Raw genomic sequence first — 19,867 nt, forward strand, 5'->3', positions numbered from 1 at the left:
TTATGTTGATGTCTAACTTCAACTATCCAGTTTTCAATGAACAATTCGTTTGATGATTACTCATCAATGGAGCCTAGCGGGATCGAACCGCTGACCTCCTGCGTGCAAGGCAGGCGCTCTCCCAGCTGAGCTAAGGCCCCTAACTATTTTAAGAGTAGACCTCTCAAAACTGAACAAAGTAAAGACAAAATGTGTTTTCCGTAATTATCCTTAGAAAGGAGGTGATCCAGCCGCACCTTCCGATACGGCTACCTTGTTACGACTTCACCCCAATCATCTATCCCACCTTAGGCGGCTGGCTCCAAAAGGTTACCTCACCGACTTTGGGTGTTACAAACTCTCGTGGTGTGACGGGCGGTGTGTACAAGGCCCGGGAACGTATTCACCGTGGCATGCTGATCCACGATTACTAGCGATTCCGGCTTCATGTAGGCGAGTTGCAGCCTACAATCCGAACTGAGAACAGCTTTAAGAGATTAGCTAAACCTCGCGGTCTTGCAACTCATTGTACTGTCCATTGTAGCACGTGTGTAGCCCAGGTCATAAGGGGCATGATGATTTGACGTCATCCCCACCTTCCTCCGGTTTGTCACCGGCAGTCTCGCTAGAGTGCCCAACTAAATGATGGCAACTAACAATAAGGGTTGCGCTCGTTGCGGGACTTAACCCAACATCTCACGACACGAGCTGACGACAACCATGCACCACCTGTCACTTTGTCCCCGAAGGGAAAGCTCTATCTCTAGAGTGGTCAAAGGATGTCAAGACCTGGTAAGGTTCTTCGCGTTGCTTCGAATTAAACCACATGCTCCACCGCTTGTGCGGGCCCCCGTCAATTCCTTTGAGTTTCAGCCTTGCGGCCGTACTCCCCAGGCGGAGTGCTTAATGCGTTAACTGCAGCACTGAAGGGCGGAAACCCTCCAACACTTAGCACTCATCGTTTACGGCGTGGACTACCAGGGTATCTAATCCTGTTTGCTCCCCACGCTTTCGAGCCTCAGCGTCAGTTACAGACCAGAGAGTCGCCTTCGCCACTGGTGTTCCTCCATATATCTACGCATTTCACCGCTACACATGGAATTCCACTCTCCTCTTCTGCACTCAAGTCCTCCAGTTTCCAATGACCTTCCTCGGTTGAGCCGAGGGCTTTCACATCAGACTTAAAAGACCGCCTGCGCTCGCTTTACGCCCAATAAATCCGGACAACGCTTGCCACCTACGTATTACCGCGGCTGCTGGCACGTAGTTAGCCGTGGCTTTCTGGTTAGATACCGTCAAGGTGATAACAGTTACTCTATCACTTATTCTTCTCTAACAACAGAGTTTTACGATCCGAAAACCTTCTTCACTCACGCGGCGTTGCTCGGTCAGACTTTCGTCCATTGCCGAAGATTCCCTACTGCTGCCTCCCGTAGGAGTCTGGGCCGTGTCTCAGTCCCAGTGTGGCCGATCACCCTCTCAGGTCGGCTATGCATCATGGTCTTGGTAGGCCATTACCCCACCAACTAACTAATGCACCGCGGGCCCATCCATCAGTGACACTTAAAGCGTCTTTTATGATTTCGCCATGCGGTAAAATCAATTATGCGGTATTAGCACCTGTTTCCAAGTGTTATCCCCCTCTGATGGGCAGGTTGCCCACGTGTTACTCACCCGTCCGCCACTCATTTCTTTTCGGTGGAGCAAGCTCCGGTGAAAGGAAATGCGTTCGACTTGCATGTATTAGGCACGCCGCCAGCGTTCGTCCTGAGCCAGGATCAAACTCTCAATAAAAAGTTGATAACATCTTACGATGTTTAAGCTCATTTTTTTAAAACTTGCTAGCGAATTGTATTCACTAAATATGGTTTGTTTCTACATAGTAGAAACGCCCTACACATTTGGTTTGTCTTACTTTGTTCAGTTTTCAAAGGTCTAAACTTTGTTGCCATAACAACTTTTATATCATACCAAGTTAACAAGTGTCTGTCAAGATTTTTTTAAAATTATTTTTTGGAATTTTCTGATAATTTAACAGTCAACAAAAAATAAAAATATTCATTTCTAAGAACAAAACTTTCAAACTTGTGTCTCAAGGACATGTATTAATATAACAAGTTTATTCGATATCGTCAACCTTTTTTTAAAACTTTTTTTCACAGACTTTACAATTATATTACGATCGTTTATTCGTTAAATATAAGGTTTTAATTCAGTCCCCTAACTCTTTTTACTAGATACACCTACTATAATGCGAACATTAATCGTAAAACCTAAAGTAAACCTCTCAAAACAAATAAAAAAAAGTGAAGAAATTCTTCACTTTTTTATCTCATTGTTGGAAATAGTAGCACATCTCTAATTGATTGAGAGTTTGTTAGCAACATAACCAATCGATCTATCCCTATTCCTAAACCACCAGTTGGAGGCATTCCATACTCTAACGCTTCGATAAAGTCTTCATCTATTCCGTGAGCTTCATCATTTCCTAAATCTTTTTCTTTCATTTGCGCTTCAAATCGTTCTCTTTGATCGATTGGATCATTTAACTCAGTAAAGGCATTTCCATATTCTTTTCCTACTATAAAAACTTCAAAGCGATCTGTAAATCGATCATCTTCTGGATTTTTCTTAGCAAGTGGAGAAATTGAAACCGGATGGCCGTAGATAAAGGTTGGTTGAATCAACGTATCTTCAACAAACTCTTCAAAAAATTCATTAATCACATGGCCATAATCCATATGTTCTTCTATAGTAACATTATGTTTTTTAGCGATTGTTCTTGCTTCTTCGTCTGATGTTACATTCCAGAAATCAACACCTGTGACTTCTTTAATCGCATCAACCATATGAATTCTCTTCCATGGTCCTTCTAAGTTAACATTAACATCACCGTATTGGATTTGTAATGTTCCTAATACTTTTTGAGCGACTGTTGTAATGATACCTTCTGTTAAATCCATAATATCTTTATAATCAGTATAAGCTGTATATACTTCTAACATGGTGAATTCCGGATTGTGTGTCGCATCGATTCCTTCATTTCGGAATACACGACCAATTTCATATACTTTTTCCATTCCACCAACAATTAATCGTTTTAAATGCAATTCAAGTGCGATGCGTAAATATAACTCCATATCTAATGCGTTATGATGTGTAATAAATGGTCTTGCTGCTGCTCCACCTGCCATATTGTGTAGGGTTGGTGTTTCAACTTCTAAATAGCCATGGTCATTTAAGTAGTTACGTACCTCACGAATAATTTCGCTTCGTTTAACAAATTTGTCAAAGCTATCACGATTACTAATTAAATCTAAATAGCGTTGACGGTATTTTTGCTCAACGTTTGTTAAACCGTGATATTTATCCGGTAACGGTCTAAGAGCTTTTGTCAAGAATGTAAAGTCAGTTGGCTTGATTGTCATCTCACCCATATCAGTTTTCATCACTTGTCCAGTTACTCCAACAAAATCACCTAAGTCAGCTTGTTTAAATAGTTCATAGGCTTCTTCACCAATCGCATCTTTACGAACGTAAATCTGTACTTGCCCTTCTCTATCTTGTAAATGAGCAAACCCTACTTTACCTTTACCACGTTTCGTCATGATACGACCAGCAATTGTCGCTGTTAGGTTTAACTCTTGTAATTCTTCTTTAGTTTTGTCATCATATTTTTCATGCAATTCTTTTGCATTGGTTGTACGCTCAAAACGTGTTCCAAATGGGTCTAATCCCTTGTCACGCAACTCCGCCATTTTTTCTCGTCTAACGATGAGTTGATCATTCATTTCTTGATGCTCTTGATTATCTTTTGACACGTTACTTCCTCCTATACATTATTTGCCATTCTACTCTCTCCTATAATGCCATAAATAGCAAAAAAAAGGCAAGTTAATTTGCCTTTTTTATCCGACTAATCCTTTTTCTTTTACAACTAATACATACTCATCCAAAATCTGATTCATTTCTTCTTGAGTTGTCGCTTTATTAACGGCTAGTCGTGTTTTGGTTGCACGTGGGGCGCCTTTTAAATAATACGCGGCATGTTGACGGAATTCTAAACAGCCAATTTTTTCACCTTTCAAACGAATTAAACGGTCTAAATGAAGTTTAGCTGTCTCGATTTTTTCAGCTGGGTGTGGCTCTTCTAACAACTCACCTGTTTCTAGATAATGCTGTGTGCGATAAATCATCCATGGATTACCTAACGCAGCTCGCCCAATCATTACGCCATCACATCCAACATAATCAAGCATGCGTTTTGCATCTTCTGGGGTTCTCACATCACCATTCCCCATAAATGGAATGGTTAAATGCTTTTTAACTTCCCTTAGTACATCCCAGTTAGCTCTTCCTTCATACATCTGCACGCGTGTTCGACCATGCATCGCCACTGCACTCGCACCGGCTTTTTCAGCAGCTAATGCATTTTCAACAGCATACACATGTTCTTCATCCCAACCAATACGTTGTTTCACTGTCACCGGAATACTCACAGCACTCGCCACAGCTTCTACCATTTCATATACTTTGTTTGGATCAAGTAACCATCTAGCACCTGCTTCAGCTTTGATGACTTTATTTACTGGACATCCCATATTGATATCAATCATATCTGCGGTCGTGTATTCTTCGACAAATTTAGCGGCTTCAACTAAGTTTTCTTTATTACCACCAAATATTTGTAAACTAAGCGGGTGTTCTGTTTCATCAATATAAAGCATTTCTAGCGTTTTTTTATTACGCTGTTGAATGCCTTTATCACTAATCATCTCACATACCACAAGCCCTGCACCAAACTCTTTGACTGTTACACGAAAAGCCGAGTTACTTACTCCGGCCATCGGTGCCACAACCACTCGATTAGGAATCTCGACGTTTCCTATTTTCCACATCGGGTTTCCTCCTCTTAAGACTGCATAGCCTCGTCTCTTAATACTGATAACTCTTCTGCTGTATAATGATATTTTTCATTACAAAAATGACAGACAGCTTCTGCTCCATTGTCTTCTTCTATCATATTGGTTAATTCATCGACTCCTAAGGTAATTAGGGCTGAAGAAAAACGTTCTTTAGAGCAATCACATTGAAACTCGACTGGCATCGTATCTAAAATTTCGACGTTTTCTTTACCTAATAAACGATAAAGAATTTCTTCAGGTGTTTCACCTTGATCTAATAAATTAGACACTTGCGGAATATCTGCTAAACGTTTTTCAATTTCAACAAGTGTTTCTTCTGAAGCAAAAGGCATGACTTGAATCATAAATCCACCTGCCGCTTTTACAACGTCATCATTTTCATTATCAACTAATACACTTAACCCGACTGCTGAAGGAACTTGTTCTGATGTTGCTAAATAATATGTAAAGTCTTCAGCTAGTTCACCTGAAACTAATGGAACTTGTCCTGTAAACGGCTCTCTTAATCCTAAATCTTTTACCACACTTAGAGATCCATTTGTTCCCACTCCACCACGCACATCAATTTTTCCTAATGCATTGGCCGGTAAATTAACTTGTGGGTTTTTAACGTATCCCTTTACATGTCCTTTTGCATCAGCATCAATGACGATAGCACCGATTGGACCATCCCCTTGAATACGAACCGTTAATTTTTCGTCACCTTTATGCATTGAACCTAACATCAAGGCTCCTGTTAAAGAACGACCTAGTGCCGCTGTTGACGTGCGCCATGTATCATGACGTTGTTGTGCTTCAGCAACTAACTCTGTTGTGCGAGTTGCCATCGCACGAATTTCTCCATTAAAACATAAAGCTTTAACTAAATAATCTGTTGTTTGTTTACTCACTTATCGTGCCTACTTTCTTTCTTTATTATTCCCAATTAAAAAGTGGGCTATACTTTCGTATATCCCACTTATCATAACGTATTTGATTCAATCTTAAAACTATTTTTACTCAGATTTATCTTCTTTCACAACTTCTTCATCTTCTTTAATCGATTGTGATAATTCTTTGTCGCGCTCATTTAAAGAATGCTCTGCTTCTCTTTCTTCTTGAAACTCGGCTTTTTGTTTTTCTGCGTCTTTTTTCTCTAACGCTTCTTTAACTTCTTCAAAAGAACCATCTTTTTCACTTGGATACTCTTCAGGTTGATCATCACTTGGCATTTTACCTTCTTCAAATAATGATTTAATTTGTTTCGCATCAAGTGTTTCGTATTTAAGAAGTGACTCTGCGATCAATTTATGTTCGTCGCGGTGAGCTTCAATGATTTCAACTGCTTTTTGATGAGCACGAGTTAAGATATTTCTTACCTCTTCATCAATTTGGAAGGCGATTTGTTCTGAGTAAGTTTTTGTTTGACCATAATCACGGCCAACAAATACCTGATGGTTTCCTTCATATTGTACAGGACCTAATGAATCGCTCATACCATATTCAGTCACCATTGAACGAGCTAAGTTGGTTGCTTGTTCAAAGTCATTACTTGCTCCAGTAGATTTTACACCAAAGATAATTTCTTCAGCAACACGTCCACCCAGCAACCCAACGATTTGTTCAAACATTTCGTTTTGAGTCATTAAGAAACGATCTTCTTTAGGTAAAGCAATCATATATCCGCCAGCACGCCCACGTGGAACGATTGTTACTTTATGGACAATTCTTGCATCGCTTAACACTAATCCACAGATTGTATGTCCTGCTTCGTGGTAAGCAACCATTGAACGTTCTTTTTTACTAATCATGCGGTCTTTCTTAGCAGGACCTGCAATCACTCTATCTTGTGCTTCATCAATATCTGATGCGTCAATTTTCTTTTTGTTACGTCTAGCAGCTACAAGAGCAGCTTCGTTTAACACGTTTTCTAAATCTGCACCGGCAAATCCTGGTGTCTGTTGTGCAACAACTTTTAAGTCAACATCATTTGCCAATGGTTTGTTACGAGAATGTACACGTAAAATTTGTTCACGACCTTTAACATCTGGTGTTCCAACGAGAACTTGTCTGTCAAAACGTCCTGGACGAAGTAAGGCCGGATCTAATACATCTGAACGGTTCGTTGCGGCAATTACGATAACTCCTTCATTACCATTGAAACCATCCATTTCAACAAGTAATTGGTTAAGGGTTTGTTCACGTTCATCGTGTCCTCCACCCATACCGGCACCACGTTGACGTCCAACTGCATCAATCTCATCAATAAAGATAATGGCTGGGGCAGATTTTTTCGCTGTTTCAAACAAGTCACGTACACGACTTGCCCCAACACCGACAAACATTTCAACAAAGTCTGAACCTGAAATTGAGAAGAATGGTACACCAGCTTCCCCGGCAACAGCTTTTGCTAGTAATGTTTTACCAGTTCCGGGAGGTCCTTCAAGTAACACTCCGGCAGGAATTCTTGCTCCAAGCTCCACAAAACGGCGTGGGTCTTTTAAGAATTCAACCACTTCAACTAACTCTTGTTTTTCTTCTTCAGCACCTGCTACGTCAGAGAAACGAACGTTGATTGCTTTTTTATCCGCTTCTTTTGTTTTTGTTTTACCAAAGTTCATGACACGGCCGTTTCCACCGCCTTGACCGCCTTGTCCCATCATCATATAGAATAGGAACACCATTAGTAATACTGGTAAGAAACTAAACAATAGCGATACCCAAACACTGTTGTTAGACTGCTCTTTAACAACAAATTTGGTTCCTGATTCACTCGCTGTTTCACTGATATTTGAAATCGTTGCGTCATTCGGTAAGACAGAGGTTGTAAATCGTTTTGATTTTACTTTTGTTTTACCAAATACTGGTAAGCCACCTGAATCGGTGATCTTTTGTTCTTCACGATACTCACCTGTAATTTTGTAAACGCCATTTGATGGCTGTACGGTGAAATCTTTGACTTGATCATCTTTTAATTGTTGATAGAACGTTGAATAATTTATAGTAGGAGATTGGTCGCCGCCTTGCCCAAAGAAGAAGTATACTATTGTAATCATTGATAGAAATACAATAATATAATACAGCGAGTTACGCATCCCTGAATTCTTTTTATTCATACATGTCCTCCTTCTCTATATTAAGTTTTTAGTTTGTAATCATTCCTAAGAAATCATTGTAACATTAAACGTTCGAAAAATTAAGCATTTTCGTATATTTCCGGTTTAAGTACGCCAATATACGGTAGATTACGATAATCTTCTGCATAATCTAAACCATATCCGACAACAAACTCGTTTGGCACTTCAAAACCAACATAATCAGCAGCCATATCGACGACGCGTCCTTCTGGTTTATCAAGCATTGTCACGATTTTTACCGATGCTGCCTTACGGTGTTTTAGTAAATCAACTAAGTACTTCAATGTACGGCCACTATCAATAATATCTTCCACTAAGATAATATGACGGCCCTCAACCACTGTACTTAAGTCTTTTAGAATACGAACTTCCCCTGAAGAGACTGTTGCATTTCCATAACTTGATACATCCATGAAATCCATTTCCATATGAATTGGCATCGCACGAACTAAATCAGATAAAAACGGTACAGCGCCTTTTAAAATACCAACGACTAAAGGAAATTTATCTTGGTATTCACGACTAATTTCTTCACCTAAAACGGCAACACGTTCTTGTATTTGTTGTTCTGAATAAAATGTTTTTTCGATATCTTTTTCTAACATTGGGTTCTCCTTCCAAACTTACTCATCTTCCTGATACAAGTAGACAAGCTTATACTGTATTTTATCAGTTTCGTACTCAATACTCAAATAACTTTCTCTAAATGGCAAAAGCCACAGAAGACACCCTTTTTCATCGAAAACAAGCCAACTTAAATCACGTAATTTGATGGGTATTTTCTCATCAATAAAATAACGTGATACTTTCTTAGTCTGACCTTTACGATTATATACGAATCTGTCTCCAGCTTCACGTTTTCTGACTCGAATTGAATGATTTTTACCACATGTGTAAACCATCTCTTTATACTGCCAAGATTTTAACTCTTCTGGCAATGTTTCTTTCCCTACTTCAAACATTCCTAGCCACTGAGTATCAGATAAAAATGCCCCTTGATTTTTTTCAAGATAAATTTTTTGATGTTTTACTGTGTTATGACTTTTTTTAGAGACTGTTATACTATCATAAGTTTTTTCAATGAGCCAATTATTCGGTAATTGACCGGTTAAATTTGGTTTATCATTTTGAATCATGCCTACTATCTGATTCACGTGTTCATAACCGACAGATAGTTTAGTTTTCTCTTGAACATCTGTTAATAAATATCGAATTACTTCAGATTGTATCGCTAAATTGTGTCTTTTTAACGAAAGATAATCTAAATGCCATGTATTATTTTGATAAGTTATCAAAGTGTCGATTAACGGTTTTAAAAGTGACTCTATAACTACCGCTTGCTGATTAACTTCTTTAGCAAGACGCACAATACTCTCGCCTATATTAGGATTTTCATTCTCTAACATAGGGCGCACATAATGCCGTATACGATTACGTAAATAATCATCGGAAAAATTACTACCATCTTCATAATACGGTATGTTTTCGTTTGCTGCGTATACATACAGTTCTTTTTTAGAAAAACTTAATAACGGTCGCATCACTTGATACTTATTTCCCAAGGCTCGACTTGTTGCGATACCACTTAACGTCTTAAGTTGATTCCCTTGGATTAAACGCATTAACACAGTTTCAATATGATCATCTTTATGATGCGCTGTTAACAACATCTGACTATTCGTTTCTTGCATCACGTCTTCGAAAAAATGATAGCGAAATTCACGTGCTTCTTGTTCGACATTTTTTTTAATAGTCAACCCACTATCCCATACGCCTATATAAATAGGCAAACCACGTTCTTTAGAATATTGAGTAACAAATTCTTGTTCTTCAAGCGATTCTTTTCTTAATTGATGATTAATATGTGCAACATGAATCGTTGGACGCATGTTTTCTGGTAATTGACACAGTAAATGCAACAACACCATAGAATCTACACCACCTGAAACGCCCACAACGATGCGTGTATCAGGCGTCAAATGATAGTCTGCCTTCATTATTTGTTGAAATCTCTGGTACAAAAGACTCTCCTCCTACTTTATCGCATAAAAAAAGGATAAGAGCCACCTCTTATCCTCTATCTATTAGTTACGACGTCCGCCGCGTCCGCCGCGTTTTCCTTCAGTACTACGTTTAAGTGTGCTTAATCTATCATCACTATCTTTTAAGAAATTACTCATCAATGAGTCAAAACTTTCTTTTTGTGGAGTAGCTACCGCTGCAGGTTTGCGATTATTTTTACCACGATCATTACCGCGATTATTGTTACGATCGGATTGGTAGTTATTTGATGAACGTTTGTATTCTTTGCGCTCACGTTGTGCTGGACGTTCTTCTTCATTTGCCCGTTTAATGGATAATCCTATTTTTCCATCATCACCAACACTCATTACTTTTACTTCGACTTCATCGTTCACTTTTAGGACATCTTTGATATCTTTAACAAAACTGTTTGATACCTCACTGATATGCACTAAACCTGTTTTCCCTTCACCTAAATCTACAAACGCTCCAAAATTAGTAATACCTGACACTTTACCAGGTAACTTTGTCCCCACTTCGATTGACATAAAAAAAATTTTCCTCCTTGAATCCTCTTAATATATTATTTTTATTAATCTTTTAAGTTGCCGCTAACTTTTAATTTGCACCACTTAATGCTGGGATGCTATACACTTGTTCGCCTTCTTTTGAGTAAAAATATTTTGCACGAGCGACTTTTTCAACATACTCAGGATCTTTCAACAATTTAACTTCGTTTTCTAAATCCTTTTTCTCTGACTTCACTTTTGCGTACTCTTTTTTTACTTCGGTATGATTTTGTTGTAATGACAACAAATGTTGCCCATTACGAAATAGATTAATTCCCATAAACGTAAATAAACAAAACGCTAACACAAACATAAGAGTTAAACGACGACGCTTATAAATCATTTTTTTTTGTTCACGCTGAGACTTTCCCATATCAGAAGGAGCTATTTCTTCACTTATCTCTAAACTTAATAATGGTTTTTGTTCACTCATGATACGCTAAACTCCATTTCTGTGTATACTTGTGTTTATTATACCAACTCACTGCATCAATGTCTAATACTTATCGTTAGTTTTTAGTCTTGATTTTTGATTTCACTGATAATTTCATATAAATTTTTTGCTTCATCTTTTTTGGTTGTGTCTTTTAAGTCTAACACTTTAACCTCTAATGTTTTGTTACCAAACATAATTGTAATCACGTCGCCAACCTTTACAGAAGTAGACGATTTCGCTAATTTATGATTGACCTGAATCCGTCCTTTATCTGCTATTTCTTTTGCGATTGTTCGACGTTTAATTATTCTAGAAATTTTCAAAAATTTATCTAATCTCATATTATCACTCCAATTTTTTAATAAAAATGCTTATATATCTTTTGACCGAATGGTAACATAGTCCATTCATCATAACTAAATAATTTAAATTTCACAATACTTATCATATAAACACTAACACCTAGTAACACACCAACAAGCGTAACAACAAACGTCATACCACGGTGAGTGTTTAATAATCCTTGTGTCACACATGTATATCGAAATAGGTACACTAATAGCGCCATCATGCTTAAACTAGCCATTAGTTTGACAATAAACATAGTCCCAACTGATAATCTAAATCCTTTTCTGACGAGGTAGTGATGTAATACCATTAAACACCCTAATAAGCCAAACAGTGTGCTAATACTTGACCCTAATGTGCCAAAATAGTAAGTCAATGCTGGTGTTAATATACTTTTTAGTAAAACACCAAAAATTGCCGCTACAAATTGGTAATGCACTCGATTTTGACTTTGATAAATCGTTTGGTAAGTTTGAATCATAGACGCCACACTAACTGATAATACAAAAAATGATAATGTCAACACACCATCGTTATTACTAAATAACGTCACATTTACAAATGGAACTAATAACGCCAAACCAACTCCTGCTGCCATCGATATGGCAAGAGACACTTTTAAATAAGATGTCACCATTGACTCATAATCAGATATTTCTTTATTTTTGTAATAATGTGTTAACGTCGGCATAAAGGTAGCTGTCATCGATACGGCAACTACTAAACCTAATTGGACAAGTGGTTGTCCTCTATCAAATACACCTTTAGCAATTTTTGCTGACAAATCTGGCATCCCAGAAAAGACTAAATATTTTTTAACAGTAAATGAATCAATCAACTGAAAAATCACTAGGTATGCACTAAAAAAACATAGTGCCCCACCTTCGAATATCAATCGTCTAAGCAAGCTTTTTTGGCGGTCTTTTTTTCGTGGAAATGGGTAAAATGACGTCATTTGTCCTCTGGCGTGATACAATAGCACGCCAATGGCTGCAAATCCACCAATAATAGCACCTGATGTCGCAACACTTCCCACGGCATAAACATCTAAACTATTCACATAAAACAACCAGCCAGCAAATAGAATCACGCCAACTCGAATACCTTGTTCGACTAATTGAGACGTTGCAGTCGGGAGCATATTCATCTCACCTTGAAAAACACCTCGTAACGTCGATAAAAATGGAACGAGCAGAAAAACAAATGACACAACACGTATCAAAGGAGCTAATTCTTTATCTCCCATCATCAAAGCCACAAGAGGCGACCCGATGAATAGACCTAAAAATAAGAAAACGGATAACACGCTAACATAGTAAAAAAACTGATTCGTTAATCTTTTTTGCTCTGTAGGAGACTCCTCGCTAGCTAAAATCTTCGATAGAAAAACTGGCATCCCTGATAAAGATAATGTCATCGCAATCCCGTATATCGGGTAAACTTGCTGATAAACGTAAAACCCTTCATCTCCCACTAAATTTTGAAACGGAACTCGGTAAACAGCACTTAAAATCTTGACAATAAATGATGTGACAGTCAAAATTAATGTGCCTTTTAGTACCGTTTTTTCAACTTTTAATTTATCCATCAACTTCATCCTGTGTCTCTTTTTTTTCATATCTTTCTTGTCGCAACGCTTCGACAAATGCTGATATTTCATGCAACCAAGTTGCAACAGACAAATCTTTCGGTAGTTTCAATGTCACTGCCAAATGGTCATCCGTACTAATTTCAGCTTTTAAAGTGGTTTTAGATAAAGCTTTAAACAATTGTTCTATTGTGTAAGCAGAAGTTCCTTCTTTACTTAGCTCAATATAAATCGATTGTTTTTTCTTTTGAATTTTATTAATCAAAGCAAAATCAGCATTCATTTTAATCAATCCAACCGTTAATAAATTAGCCACTTCATCTGGGTATTCGCCAAAACGGTCTAATAAATCAGCTTCCAACTCATCATACATCTCTTGATTTTCAAGCTGACGAATGCGTTTATACATTTCAATTTTTTGTCGCTCATCCTCTATATAATCACTTGGAATGTAGGCATCTACTCCTAAGTCGATTTCCGTCATAGTTTTTGTTTCCTTCTTATCAATACCACGCTTACGATTAACTGCTTCATTAAGCATATGCGTATACATATCGAACCCGACTGAATCAATAAAGCCATGTTGCTGAGCACCTAATAGGTTTCCGGCACCACGAATGGATAAATCTCGCATTGCAATCTTAAATCCAGAGCCTAATTCAGTAAAATCTTTAATTGCTTGAAGTCGTTTTTCACTGACTTCATTTAATATTTTTTGTGGTTCGTACATAAAATATGCATAGGCAACACGGTTACTTCGACCGACGCGACCTCTTAACTGATACAACTGAGACAATCCCATGTGATCAGCGTTTTCCACAAACAATGTATTCACATTAGGAATATCCACCCCTGTTTCAATAATAGTGGTTGTGACTAAAATATCGTATTCGCCATTAATAAATTCCATTAACGCATTCTCTAATTGGACTTCTGTCATTTGACCATGAGCATATGAAATACGCGCGTCTGGTACCAACATTTTTAATTCATCGACTTTTTGCTCAATCGTATCCACTCGGTTGTATAGATAAAAAATTTGTCCACCTCGAGCAATTTCACGTTCGCAAGCTTCACGTATCGCTCCTGGATTTTTTTCCATTACATATGTCTGCACTGGATAACGATTGGCCGGTGGGGTTTCAATAACCGACAAATCTCTCACACCAAGCATTGACATATGCAATGTCCTTGGAATCGGTGTAGCTGTTAGCGTCAATACATCCACTTGTGCACGTAATTGTTTTAGTCGCTCTTTATGTTTCACCCCAAAACGTTGTTCCTCATCAATGATAAGCAATCCTAAGTCCATAAATTCTAAGTCTTTTGATAAAATTCGGTGCGTGCCAACAATAATATCCACTTGACCTTTTTTCAATTGGTCAATCGTTTCTTCTTGTTGTTTTTTCGTTCTAAAACGGCTCATCAAGCCAATACTAACTGGGAAATTTTTAAATCTGTCGAGCATGGTTTCATAATGTTGTTGCGCTAAAATTGTAGTTGGTACTAAAAAGGCGACTTGTTTGCCATCTTTAACTGCTTTAAACGCCGCACGTAAGGCCACTTCCGTCTTACCGTAACCCACGTCCCCTACTAACAAGCGATCCATTGGACGTTTTTTCTCCATATCCCGCTTGATTTCTTGAATACTACGCAACTGATCATCCGTTTCTGAATACGGAAAGGCATTGTCGAACTCATGTTGATAATCATCATCTGGCGAAAAAGCATATCCAACTTCTGCTTCTCTAGCAGCATATAACTGAATCAAATCATCGGCGATATCTTCAACTTTAGCCGATACTTTTTTCTTTGTCTTCGTCCATTCACTGCCACCTAATTTATTAATACGTGGTGCTTTTGATTCTGATGCCACATATTTTTGAATCAAATCAAGTTGCGTCACTGGAATAAACAATTTATCGTTGTTTTGATAAAGAATGGTCATATAATCTTGATGCGTACCACCACTTAGTAATGTCTCCATCCCAATATATTTACCAATCCCGTGATTAGCATGAACCACATAATCTCCAGGACTTAATTCGTTATAACTTTTTAGACGTTCTGCGTTTGAAATAGTTTGTTTACGTGCTTGACGTTTCGTTCTAGTATGAAGAATTTCTTTTTCAACCAACACGACCAAATTATCTTGCGGTAGTTCAAAACCTGACTCTAGTAATCCAACTTGGATTTGAGCCTGCCCTTCTAGCAACTCTTTCTTACCACTTACTACAACAGAAATACCCGCATCAATGAATAAGCGTTCAATCGTTTTACTTCTCTCATCATTTTCAACTAACACAACTACTGTTTGTTTTTGTTTCGCCCAACGATCCATCTCTGCTTTTAGTAATGGTAGTTGCCCGAAAAACTGTTGCATTGAACGATACTCAAAAGGATACACAGCTGAAAAACGTAAATTCCCCATTCCTTTTTGAAATAAAGAGAAAAATGTACGATTTTGCGGCATTTTTTTCATAATTTGCCTGAAATCACCACCGAGTGTGCGGTCTTCAAAAACAGGATTGTCTTCTAACTTAATCGTTAACCATTCAGCTTCTTCTCTTAATATTTCTTTTTCTGTATCCAACATCCGACTATAATCATCAAATAATACCAAATCATCAACTGAAAGGTAATCACTTAAATGATATTTTTCATCATAAATCAAGTCAATATACTGGCCAATGTCATCTGTTGGGTGGCCATTTTCCCATTCACCCACTGTATAGTTTTTATAAGCTGTTAGCTGTGCATTTTTGTCTGGATCTTTTATACCATCCAATTTTTCGCTTAAAGACATATCAAGCTCTTTTGAAGCATTGGCTAATTGCTCTTTCGTCACCACTTGATCCATAGCTGGTGGGATCAATATACTCTCTACTTCTGACAGTGAACGTTGCGTTTCGGCATCGAATAAACGTAACGAATCCACCTCATCATCAAATAAATCAATACGAACGGGATACTCACTAGTTAAAGGATAAATATCTACAATACTTCCTCTGATACTAAATTCTCCAGGCTTACCGATCATTTGTTCTCGAACGTAACCTAAAGAAATTAATTGCTCAGGTAATGTCGTTAAATCAAGTATGCCTCCAACTGAGATTTGTAACATGTTTTCTTTCCAATTTTTTGGTGATGGTAAAAAGCGTCTTAGCCCTGCTAAAGGAGTCACTAAAATACCTGGTTCATCATTATTTAAAAACACTAAACTGTTAATTCGCTCAGCTAAAGCCTCAGGAGAAGAAAAAGACATCTCTACTGCGGCTACTTCATCGACTGGAAAAAAATGCAAATAAGACTCATCAACAACATGTTGTAAGTCATCCATTAACTTTGTCCCATAATATAGATTTGGGGTAACAATCATTATTTTTTTATTTTTTTGTAATAATATCGACATAACAAGTGATTTGGCTGAACCTGCTAAACCGGTAACAAGCTGTGCCTTATTTGTATCAATGGCGTGATACCATTGATTGACCTGTTCGTCATGTTTGATAACGGATAATAATCCTTCATTGAGGTACATTACTTAATAGTCCTCCTTATTTTTTACTATTATATTGATTCATTGTATCGACAAAAGAATGACCATTCACCCAATATAAACTGGCATCTACAGCTAATTTAACAGCGGATAACAGGTCTTCATGTGTATCTTTAGGAAAATTCCCTAACACGTGTGCAATCACTTCTTCTCCGCGTTTTGGTCGATCAATCCCAATACGTACACGATTAAACTCTTGTGTGCCGATATGAGAGATTAAGCTCTTTATTCCATTATGTCCACCAGCACTGCCCTTTTGTCGCAATCGTATTTTACCAACAGGCAAATCTAAATCATCATAAATCACTAATATATCTTCTGGAGACACATTATAATAAGTCATCAATGGACCAACACTACGCCCTGATTCATTCATGAACGTTTGAGGTTTTACTAATAACACTTTCTCACCGTTTACAAATAATTCTGCTATGTCTGCTTCGAATTGACTTTTATTGAATGTAGCATTTTCTTGATATGCCATTTCATCTAGTGCGATAAAACCAATATTGTGCCTTGTCGCACGATACTTCACTCCAGGGTTACCTAATCCAACAATTAATTTCATCATATATTCTCCTATAACATCAAAAAACACGGGTTAAAGACACGTGTTCCTGCATGGTATTTGACTAAAAAATATTTCAAATAATTATACCATACCTTTACATTTACTATGAATAATAACTATTAATTAGATTTAGTTAACGTTTGTTTAATAGACTGTTATTAGGTAAATGACCTTTTTCTTGGGTTTTTTAGATTTTTAGTGGTATAATCCGTATTGGAGTAAATAAAACAACAAGGAGCGATTACATGAAACACTCAAATATTGATCATCAAAAAATTATTGTTGTCGGCAACGGAGCAGTTGGTTCAAGCTATATCTTTGCACTAGTGACACAAAACATCGCACAAGAAATTGGTATCATTGATATTGACGTCAACAAAGCTGAAGGTGATGCCCTTGATTTATCTCACGCATTAGCGTTCACCTCTCCTAAAAAAATATACGCTGCAACTTATGCTGATTGTAAAGATGCTGATATCGTTGTGATTACAGCTGGTGCAGCACAAAAACCTGGTGAAACACGTTTAGACTTAGTCAATAAAAATTTAAAAATATTTAAATCTATCGTAGATGACATTGTTGCTTCTGGCTTTGATGGTATTTTCTTAATTGCAACAAACCCTGTTGATATTTTAACTTATGCTACTTGGAAGTTTTCAGGATTTCCGAAACATAAAGTTATTGGTAGTGGTACATCTCTTGACTCTGCTAGATTTAGACAAACAATTGCTGAGTTAGTTGATGTCGATGCACGTAACGTTCATGGGTATATTCTTGGTGAACACGGCGATACTGAGTTCCCTGTTTGGTCACACGCTAATATTGCCGGACTACAAATTTATGAATGGGTGTCAGATCATCCTGAAGTTGATGAAGAAGAACTCGTTAATATATTCTTTAAGGTACGTGATGCTGCCTATACGATTATTGATAAAAAGGGTGCAACATTCTATGGTATCGCCGTTGCTCTTACTCGTATCACAAAAGCGATTCTCTATGATGAAAATGCTGTATTACCATTATCTGTTTATTTAGATGGTCAATATGGGTTAAACGATATTTATATTGGAGCTCCTGCTGTTATTAACCGCCAGGGAATCAGTCATGTCATTGAACTCCCACTAACAGATGCTGAACAAGAGAAATTTGATTTATCTGCTGAACGTTTAAAACAAGTATTGGATGAAGCTTTCAAATAAACTGAATGACAAAAAGACTGGAATAAATACTTTTCTAGTCTTTTCTTACTTTTTATTGACTAAAAAGATATGGAAGCACTTATATTGTTTTTAATGAAGAATATGTTACAATAATGTTACAATTTTTATTATGGGAAGGGGCTTCATATGAAACGAAAATCGTGGTTATTGGTACCACTGGTCTTGGTATTAATTATTGTAAGTATTTACTCGTATTTCGCAATCATTTATCAAAATAAATTCTTACCCAATACAACAGTTGGTCAAATCAATATTAGTCAATTGTCTAAGAAAGAAGCAATAAAAAAAATAAAGGACAACGTCCATCAAGATGAATTTCTGGTTTTAGATAGTGGAAAGACATGGAAAGCAATTCCTAAACAACAATTAGGCATTACATTTGATGTTGATAAAACTGTTGATAATACTATAAAAAAACAAAATCCTTGGCTATGGTTTATGAATTATATTAATAAACCAAAAAATGTGCCAATCATTATGACTGATTACAATAAGGATGCACTAGCTAAAGAAGCAACTGAGCTGAGAACAACATTAACTGAATTCAATAAAAAACGTACGCCAACCAAGAATGCGATGATTGAAATGAAAGATGGTACATTCCAAATAACAAATGAAGTAGCAGGAAATACGATTGATATAGATAAATTTATTTCTGCTTTTGAATCGCATGTAAAAGAAGGCGAAGGAACAATTGAGTTAGAGACATATGTCCAAAAACCAACTGTTCTAGCAACTGATAGTAAATTAAAAAAAGAATTAGAAGACATTAACAAATTAACAGACGTTAGCGCAACTTATCTTATCAATGGACAAGAAATTGCTATCCCTAAAGAAACAATCGCTAGTTGGTTAACAACAAACGAAAAAGGCGATGTCGATTTAAAGAAAGACCTTGTAAAAGAGTATGTTACTCAATTAGGACAAACTTACAATACAAGTACTAATCCAACGAAATTTAATAGTACAAAACGTGGTGAAGTGACTGTCCCTGCTGGCACGTATAGTTGGACTATCTGGACTGATAATGAAGTTGAGCAATTGACTGAACTGATCTTATCAGGCAAAGGATTTACAAATCGTGTTCCTGCTTATCAAGGAAGCACAACACCAGAAACACCATTAATATCAAATACATACATAGAAGTTGATTTACAAGCTCAGCATATGTGGTACTACAAGGATGGCAAAGTAGCTTTAGAGACACCTATTATTTCTGGTAAGCCAAGTACTCCGACACCACCTGGCGTATTTTATGTTTGGAATAAAAAACGTAATGAAATTTTACGTGGTGAAGATTATGCTAGTCCTGTTGATTATTGGATGCCTATTGATTGGACAGGTGTTGGAATTCATGATTCACCTTGGCAAAATGCCAATGCATACGGTGGAACATCATACACAACAGTTGGCTCTCATGGTTGTATTAACACTCCTCCTGATGTTTGTGCCAAGTTATTCAATATGATTGATGTAGGCGTGCCTGTTGTTGTCTTTTAAAAAAATAAATGACTCGATTAACTATCTTAGTTAG

At 37.2% G+C, this 19,867-nt stretch carries 14 protein-coding genes, 1 tRNA gene and 1 rRNA gene; 2 read left to right on the forward strand and 14 right to left on the reverse strand.

All coding sequences use genetic code 11. The features are described from left to right. Positions 1-67: 67 nt before the first annotated feature. The 14 genes from DW196_RS08580 to pth all read right to left on the reverse strand — a co-directional run bounded on the left by DW196_RS08580 (position 68) and on the right by pth (position 17,110). Positions 68-140, reverse strand: a tRNA-Ala gene (locus DW196_RS08580). A 74-nt stretch (positions 141-214) separates the two neighbouring features. After that, positions 215-1,773 (reverse strand): 16S ribosomal RNA (locus DW196_RS08585). 533 nt (positions 1,774-2,306) lie between these two features. After that, the gene (gene lysS, locus DW196_RS08590) at positions 2,307-3,770 is read right to left on the reverse strand and encodes a lysine--tRNA ligase (protein ID WP_187363592.1); all 1,464 of its coding nucleotides are present in this window, start codon (positions 3,768-3,770) and stop codon (positions 2,307-2,309) included. Between the two features lie 117 nt (positions 3,771-3,887). Further along, on the reverse strand, positions 3,888-4,877 hold the full coding sequence (gene dusB / locus DW196_RS08595) for a tRNA dihydrouridine synthase DusB (protein ID WP_071456011.1): 990 nt from the start codon (positions 4,875-4,877) through the stop codon (positions 3,888-3,890). Between the two features lie 14 nt (positions 4,878-4,891). Next, positions 4,892-5,794: an Hsp33 family molecular chaperone HslO gene (gene hslO, locus DW196_RS08600; RefSeq protein WP_084657138.1), complete on the reverse strand. Its 903-nt coding sequence runs from the start codon at positions 5,792-5,794 to the stop codon at positions 4,892-4,894. A 105-nt stretch (positions 5,795-5,899) separates the two neighbouring features. Further along, entirely contained in the window at positions 5,900-7,999 is a 2,100-nt protein-coding gene (ftsH, locus tag DW196_RS08605) for an ATP-dependent zinc metalloprotease FtsH (RefSeq protein ID WP_118250960.1), read from the reverse strand. Positions 8,000-8,079: 80 nt separating this feature from the next. Further along, the gene (gene hpt / locus DW196_RS08610) at positions 8,080-8,625 is read right to left on the reverse strand and encodes a hypoxanthine phosphoribosyltransferase (RefSeq protein WP_071456009.1); all 546 of its coding nucleotides are present in this window, start codon (positions 8,623-8,625) and stop codon (positions 8,080-8,082) included. 18 nt (positions 8,626-8,643) lie between these two features. After that, positions 8,644-10,041: a tRNA lysidine(34) synthetase TilS gene (gene tilS, locus DW196_RS08615; RefSeq protein ID WP_147408680.1), complete on the reverse strand. Its 1,398-nt coding sequence runs from the start codon at positions 10,039-10,041 to the stop codon at positions 8,644-8,646. 63 nt (positions 10,042-10,104) lie between these two features. Continuing rightward, a complete protein-coding gene (locus DW196_RS08620; RefSeq protein ID WP_118250962.1) occupies positions 10,105-10,590 on the reverse strand; it encodes a S1 domain-containing RNA-binding protein in 486 nt (161 codons plus the stop codon). Positions 10,591-10,660: 70 nt separating this feature from the next. Further along, positions 10,661-11,044 carry a septum formation initiator family protein gene (locus DW196_RS08625; RefSeq protein WP_071456006.1) on the reverse strand — a complete coding sequence of 128 codons (384 nt, stop codon included), beginning with the start codon at positions 11,042-11,044 and terminating at the stop codon, positions 10,661-10,663. A gap of 83 nt (positions 11,045-11,127) precedes the next feature. After that, on the reverse strand, positions 11,128-11,388 hold the full coding sequence (locus DW196_RS08630) for an RNA-binding S4 domain-containing protein (RefSeq protein ID WP_071456005.1): 261 nt from the start codon (positions 11,386-11,388) through the stop codon (positions 11,128-11,130). A gap of 17 nt (positions 11,389-11,405) precedes the next feature. Next, positions 11,406-12,983, reverse strand: coding sequence for a polysaccharide biosynthesis protein (locus DW196_RS08635; RefSeq protein ID WP_158563553.1), 1,578 nt, complete (start codon positions 12,981-12,983; stop codon positions 11,406-11,408). Then, complete coding sequence (mfd, locus tag DW196_RS08640; protein ID WP_118250964.1) at positions 12,976-16,524, reverse strand: transcription-repair coupling factor; 3,549 nt, start codon at positions 16,522-16,524, stop codon at positions 12,976-12,978. Before mfd ends, DW196_RS08635 begins: the two co-directional genes overlap by 8 nt. A 16-nt stretch (positions 16,525-16,540) precedes the next feature. Further along, a complete protein-coding gene (pth, locus tag DW196_RS08645) occupies positions 16,541-17,110 on the reverse strand; it encodes an aminoacyl-tRNA hydrolase (protein WP_071456002.1) in 570 nt (189 codons plus the stop codon). Between the two features lie 248 nt (positions 17,111-17,358). On the opposite strand from pth, the gene DW196_RS08650 reads away from it, so the two are divergent. Together DW196_RS08650 and DW196_RS08655 are read left to right on the forward strand one after the other, a co-directional pair. Then, positions 17,359-18,312, forward strand: a complete 954-nt coding sequence (locus DW196_RS08650; protein ID WP_071456001.1) for an L-lactate dehydrogenase — start codon at positions 17,359-17,361, stop codon at positions 18,310-18,312. A 147-nt stretch (positions 18,313-18,459) separates the two neighbouring features. Continuing rightward, positions 18,460-19,833 (forward strand): L,D-transpeptidase family protein, encoded by a 1,374-nt coding sequence (locus DW196_RS08655; RefSeq protein ID WP_071456000.1) that lies wholly within the window; start codon positions 18,460-18,462, stop codon positions 19,831-19,833. The last annotated feature ends 34 nt before the right edge of the window (positions 19,834-19,867 follow it).

The organism is Vagococcus sp. AM17-17, from assembly GCF_003471765.1.
GTDB classification, from domain to species: domain Bacteria; phylum Bacillota; class Bacilli; order Lactobacillales; family Vagococcaceae; genus Vagococcus; species Vagococcus teuberi.

Coding starts and splice junctions, on each gene's coding strand:
- pth (WP_071456002.1), bottom strand. CDS start 17,110: ATGAAATTAATTGTTGGATTAGGTAACCCTGGAGTGAAGTATCGTGCG.
- hpt (WP_071456009.1), bottom strand. CDS start 8,625: ATGTTAGAAAAAGATATCGAAAAAACATTTTATTCAGAACAACAAATA.
- mfd (WP_118250964.1), bottom strand. CDS start 16,524: ATGTACCTCAATGAAGGATTATTATCCGTTATCAAACATGACGAACAG.
- DW196_RS08650 (WP_071456001.1), top strand. CDS start 17,359: ATGAAACACTCAAATATTGATCATCAAAAAATTATTGTTGTCGGCAAC.
- lysS (WP_187363592.1), bottom strand. CDS start 3,770: ATGAATGATCAACTCATCGTTAGACGAGAAAAAATGGCGGAGTTGCGT.
- DW196_RS08635 (WP_158563553.1), bottom strand. CDS start 12,983: ATGGATAAATTAAAAGTTGAAAAAACGGTACTAAAAGGCACATTAATT.
- ftsH (WP_118250960.1), bottom strand. CDS start 7,999: ATGAATAAAAAGAATTCAGGGATGCGTAACTCGCTGTATTATATTATT.
- DW196_RS08620 (WP_118250962.1), bottom strand. CDS start 10,590: ATGTCAATCGAAGTGGGGACAAAGTTACCTGGTAAAGTGTCAGGTATT.
- DW196_RS08655 (WP_071456000.1), top strand. CDS start 18,460: ATGAAACGAAAATCGTGGTTATTGGTACCACTGGTCTTGGTATTAATT.
- DW196_RS08630 (WP_071456005.1), bottom strand. CDS start 11,388: ATGAGATTAGATAAATTTTTGAAAATTTCTAGAATAATTAAACGTCGA.
- dusB (WP_071456011.1), bottom strand. CDS start 4,877: ATGTGGAAAATAGGAAACGTCGAGATTCCTAATCGAGTGGTTGTGGCA.
- DW196_RS08625 (WP_071456006.1), bottom strand. CDS start 11,044: ATGAGTGAACAAAAACCATTATTAAGTTTAGAGATAAGTGAAGAAATA.